Origin of the sequence: Buttiauxella sp. S19-1 (assembly GCF_022134725.1) — a bacterium.
Classification (GTDB): Bacteria; Pseudomonadota; Gammaproteobacteria; order Enterobacterales; family Enterobacteriaceae; genus Buttiauxella; species Buttiauxella ferragutiae.
In genome coordinates this window covers 1-4,866 of record NZ_JAHWLU010000195.1, presented here as the reverse complement: position 1 = coordinate 4,866, position 4,866 = coordinate 1, and the positions used below count along the sequence as shown (strand labels likewise).

At 51.7% G+C, this 4,866-nt stretch carries 4 protein-coding genes and 1 pseudogene; 4 read left to right on the top strand and 1 reads right to left on the bottom strand.

Annotated elements, in window-relative coordinates:
- Positions 1 to 724: acyltransferase (locus MES37_RS23495; protein ID WP_237932743.1), on the bottom strand; the 724-nt coding region annotated here is incomplete at its 3' end.
- 136 nt (positions 725 to 860) lie between these two features.
- Here MES37_RS23495 and MES37_RS23490 point away from each other — a divergent pair.
- The 4 genes and pseudogenes from MES37_RS23490 to MES37_RS23475 form a co-directional block, all read left to right on the top strand.
- A complete protein-coding gene (locus MES37_RS23490) occupies positions 861 to 1,178 on the top strand; it encodes a YsaB family lipoprotein (RefSeq protein ID WP_370918076.1) in 318 nt (105 codons plus the stop codon).
- 109 nt (positions 1,179 to 1,287) lie between these two features.
- Positions 1,288 to 2,199, top strand: a complete 912-nt coding sequence (gene glyQ, locus MES37_RS23485) for a glycine--tRNA ligase subunit alpha (RefSeq protein WP_064542532.1) — start codon at positions 1,288 to 1,290, stop codon at positions 2,197 to 2,199.
- 9 nt (positions 2,200 to 2,208) lie between these two features.
- Entirely contained in the window at positions 2,209 to 4,278 is a 2,070-nt protein-coding gene (glyS, locus tag MES37_RS23480) for a glycine--tRNA ligase subunit beta (RefSeq protein WP_064542535.1), read from the top strand.
- Between the two features lie 331 nt (positions 4,279 to 4,609).
- A pseudogene (locus tag MES37_RS23475) lies at positions 4,610 to 4,866 on the top strand (type VI secretion system tip protein VgrG); the annotation flags it as partial.

Genomic DNA, 4,866 nt, shown 5'->3' with positions numbered 1-4,866 from the left:
GCCCACAATAAACGTAGAAGGTGTCGGCAAAATTACCGTTCACTTCCAGTTGGTGACGTGTGCCCGTCGAAATCGAAAAAATGCACAGTGCAAACAAGCCCGCAGCCAGCCCGCTAATCCAGCGTTTATCCGTTTCCAGCATGCCAATCGCACGCCCAAGCAATCCATACAACACGTAATAAAACGTGTCGCCGCGGATGTATAAATTAATCGGTAGCCATTTCACGCCCGCCAGCGTTTGCGGCACGGTATTCGGGTTGGCAATCACGCCAAGTAACACCATCAGGCCCAGAATTGTCACCGCGTTAACTTTCTTCACCTGAATCAACGGTGAAAGCAGGTAAATCACCATGATCGCAAAGAAAAACCACAGGTGATAAAACACCGGTTTTTGCAGGATGTAGCGCAGTGAAAGGCCAGCGTTGATTGGGGTAAACAGCTTGATGTAGATGAGCGCAATCACGCTGTAAAACAACAAGCAGGTGGCGATCCGCAAAAAGTGGCGCTGCTGCGCACTGCGTTCACCAAAAAAAAGATAACCCGAAATCATGAAGAATAGGGGAACGCTAACGCGAGAAGCTGAGTTCAGCACGTTCGATAAATCCCAACTAAATGGCGTGACAATCTTCGCATTGGTGATGTACCAGGTGGTGGTGTGAATCATCACCACCATCAGGCATGCAATCCCGCGCAAGTTATCAATCCAGTTAATTTTCTGCTGCATTCGTTCCTCGGAGTACTGAACAGGTATAAATCTGAGTTTGCATTTTCCCTCTTGTATGGCGCCATGTGGGTTTGCAGAATATGAAATACCTGTTAATTATTGATTAACAGAAAAGATTTTAACGTACAGTTAACGAATGATGATGCCAAAAATAAAAAATAGCCGATGGGCGCTAGCTTTAGCAGCCTTGTTCTTGAGTGCTTGTAGTTCGCCGGAGCAGCAAACACAGTATGCGCAAGTCGCGCAACACCCCACAATTCAGGGGGTAGTGATGATCGAAACCTGCAAGCAGGAAGCTGCACATCGTTACAACACGCAGGCCCAGCGCATCAGCGTGGTGGATTTTAAGCAGTACCAGGGAAGCTATGAAATTCTTGGCAGTACCACGCGCCGGGAGGGTTTTACCTGCTCTTTTGACGAAAGTGGTCAGTTTTTGCACCTTTCATCTACATAAAGCCGCAACACAACGTCATCAGCCTGAGAATGCAGGCTGATTATCTTCCCATCAACAGGTATACTGGTCGCTTCCCTTTTTAACCCTCTCGAACGCGTGCGAAATCAACATGCAAAAGTTTGATACCAAGACCTTTCAAGGCCTGATCCTGACTTTACAGGACTACTGGGCTCGCCAGGGCTGCACCATTGTTCAACCTTTGGACATGGAAGTCGGCGCCGGCACCTCTCACCCAATGACCTGCCTACGGGCTTTAGGGCCAGAGCCGATGGCGACTGCATATGTGCAGCCATCTCGCCGCCCTACCGATGGCCGCTATGGTGAAAACCCGAACCGCTTACAGCATTACTATCAGTTCCAGGTGGTCATCAAGCCTTCTCCAGAAAACATTCAGGAGTTGTACCTTGGGTCGCTTAAAGAGCTGGGTATGGACCCAACTATTCATGATATTCGCTTCGTAGAAGACAACTGGGAAAACCCAACGCTGGGTGCCTGGGGTCTGGGCTGGGAAGTGTGGCTCAACGGTATGGAAGTGACGCAGTTCACTTACTTCCAGCAAGTGGGCGGCCTGGAATGTAAACCTGTTACCGGTGAAATCACCTACGGTTTAGAGCGCCTGGCGATGTACATCCAGGGCGTAGATAGCGTTTACGATCTGGTGTGGAGCGATGGCCCGCTGGGTAAAACCACCTACGGCGACGTGTTCCACCAGAACGAAGTTGAGCAATCAACTTACAACTTCGAACACGCCGATGTGGACTTCCTGTTCTCCTGCTTCGAGCAGTATGAGAAAGAAGCGCAGCACCTGCTGGCGCTGGAAAACCCACTGCCGCTGCCTGCTTACGAACGCATTCTGAAAGCCGCGCACAGCTTTAACCTGCTTGATGCCCGTAAGGCCATCTCGGTTACCGAACGTCAGCGCTACATTCTGCGTATTCGTACTCTGACCAAAGCTGTGGCCGAAGCCTATTACGCTTCTCGTGAAGCGCTTGGCTTCCCGATGTGCAATAAGAACAAATAAGAGGCTGCCATGTCTGAAAAAACTTTTCTGGTGGAGATCGGCACTGAAGAGCTGCCACCAAAAGCCCTGCGCAGCCTGGCGGAATCCTTTGCGGCGCAAGTAACAGCGGAGCTGGATGCGGCGAACCTCGCCCACGGCGAAGTGAAATGGTTTGCAGCACCGCGCCGTCTGGCGCTGAAGATTGCTAATCTGGCTGAGTCTCAACCAGACCGTGAAGTTGAAAAACGCGGCCCGGCAATTTCTGCTGCTTTTGACGCAGAAGGCAATCCAAGCAAAGCCGCAGAAGGCTGGGCTCGTGGTTGTGGTATCACCGTTGCTGAAGCTGAACGTCTGGCGACTGACAAAGGCGAATGGCTGATGTACCGTGCGCACGTTAAAGGCGAAAGCGCACAAGCGCTGCTGCCGGCAATGATTGCCACCGCGCTGACCAAATTGCCAATTCCAAAACTGATGCGCTGGGGCGATAACAACACCCAATTCGTGCGTCCGGTGCACACTGTGACCCTGCTGTTGGGCGCGGAAGTCATTCCCGCTACCATCCTTGGGATTGCATCCGATCGCGTGATTCGCGGCCACCGCTTTATGGGCGAGCCGGAATTCACCATCGACAACGCCGATCAGTACCCTGAAATTCTGCTGGAACGCGGCAAAGTCATTGCCGACTACGAGCAGCGTAAAGCGGTAATCAAAGAAGGCGCTGAAGAAGCGGCTCGCAAAATTGGCGGAAATGCCGATCTGAGCGAAAGCCTGCTGGAAGAAGTGACTTCGCTGGTGGAATGGCCGGTTGTTCTGACCGCGAAATTTGAAGAGAAATTCCTCAAAGTGCCTGCGGAAGCGCTGGTTCACACCATGAAAGGTGACCAGAAGTACTTCCCGGTTTACGCAAGCGACGGCAAATTGATGCCAAACTTCATCTTCGTTGCCAACATCGAGTCGAAAGACCCGATTCAGATTATCTCTGGTAACGAGAAAGTTGTGCGTCCACGCCTGGCCGATGCCGAGTTCTTCTTCAATAGCGACCGTAAAAAGCGCCTGGAAGACAACTTGCCGCGTCTGGAAACCGTTCTGTTCCAGCAACAGCTCGGTACACTGCGTGACAAAACCAACCGCATCGAAGCCCTTTCAGGCTGGATTGCTGGCCAGATTGGCGCAGACGTAAACCACGCAACTCGCGCCGGTTTGCTGTCCAAATGCGACCTGATGACCAACATGGTGTTCGAGTTTACCGACACCCAGGGCGTGATGGGCATGCACTATGCGCGTCACGACGGCGAAGCAGAAGATGTTGCTGTTGCGCTGAACGAGCAGTATCAGCCGCGCTTTGCAGGTGATGCACTGCCGTCTAACCTGGTGGCCTGTGCTGTGGCAATCGCCGATAAAATGGATACCCTTGCGGGCATCTTCGGTATTGGCCAGCACCCGAAAGGTGACAAAGACCCGTTTGCTCTGCGTCGTGCCGCTCTTGGCGTTCTGCGTATCATCGTTGAGAAAAACCTGCCGCTTGATCTGCAAACTCTTACCGAAGAGGCCGTGCGTCTTTACGGTGATAAGCTGACCAACCAGAAGGTTACCGACGAAGTCATCGACTTTATGCTAGGCCGTTTCCGTGCCTGGTATCAGGAAGAAGGCCACAGCGTAGATACCATCCAGGCTGTTCTGGCACGTCGTCCAACCAAACCAGCAGATTTTGATGCGCGCATGAAAGCGGTGTCGCACTTCCGTACTCTGGAAGCGGCAGCAGCACTGGCGGCAGCCAACAAGCGTGTTTCCAACATTCTGGCGAAGTCAGACGAAGAGCTACAAGATCACGTACGTGCTTCGGTTCTGAAAGAGCCAGAAGAGATGGATCTTGCTCGTCAGTTGGTTATCCTGCGCGACAAACTGGAACCGTTCTTCGCCGAAGGCCGTTACCAGGAAGCGTTAGTGGAACTGGCTGCGTTGCGTGAACCCGTGGATATGTTCTTCGACAAAGTGATGGTGAACGCAGAAGATAAAGAACTGCGTATCAACCGTCTGACGCTGCTTGCCAAACTGCGCGAGCTGTTCTTGCAGGTTGCGGATATTTCTCTGCTGCAATAAGCGTTGTTTTGACATTTGAAACGCCTCCGACCTTGATGGCCGGGGGCGTTTTTTTTGGTTTGAGCTGATGTGGCTGAGGGCGTGCAGCGGATTACAGGACTGCATGTAACCTTCAATATCTCGTTTAATTCACAACGCGAATTTCATTATCTGATTCATACAAATAACCAATTAAACTATTGATATTTAATTGTTTTATTTGGGATTTATTTGATTTTCAGCCTGAAGAATTGATGGCTATCACATTATAAAAAACCAGACCTATTATTCTCCTTCACCTGTTAACGATGTTTATCATTTGTCCGGCATTCTGTCGGCCCAGGGAAGGATCATGTCATTAAAAGGACTGCGTTTCACACTGGAGGTGGAAGGGCTGGAGCCGGACACCTTTGCGGTGGTGAGTTTTCGCCTGCTGCAGCACAACTCCGCTGCATTTGTCCTCGATGCTGACGTCGCCAGCCAGTCTTTCCGCCAGACGGCTGACCCGTTGCTGGAGAAAAACGTCACCCTGACGCTCTGGCAGGGGCAGAAAGTCCTGCGCCATGTCAGCGGCATTATTGCCACCTTCGGCATGAGCGAGCACAACGG

Coding starts and splice junctions, on each gene's coding strand:
- MES37_RS23490 (WP_370918076.1), top strand. CDS start 861: ATGATGATGCCAAAAATAAAAAATAGCCGATGGGCGCTAGCTTTAGCA.
- glyS (WP_064542535.1), top strand. CDS start 2,209: ATGTCTGAAAAAACTTTTCTGGTGGAGATCGGCACTGAAGAGCTGCCA.
- glyQ (WP_064542532.1), top strand. CDS start 1,288: ATGCAAAAGTTTGATACCAAGACCTTTCAAGGCCTGATCCTGACTTTA.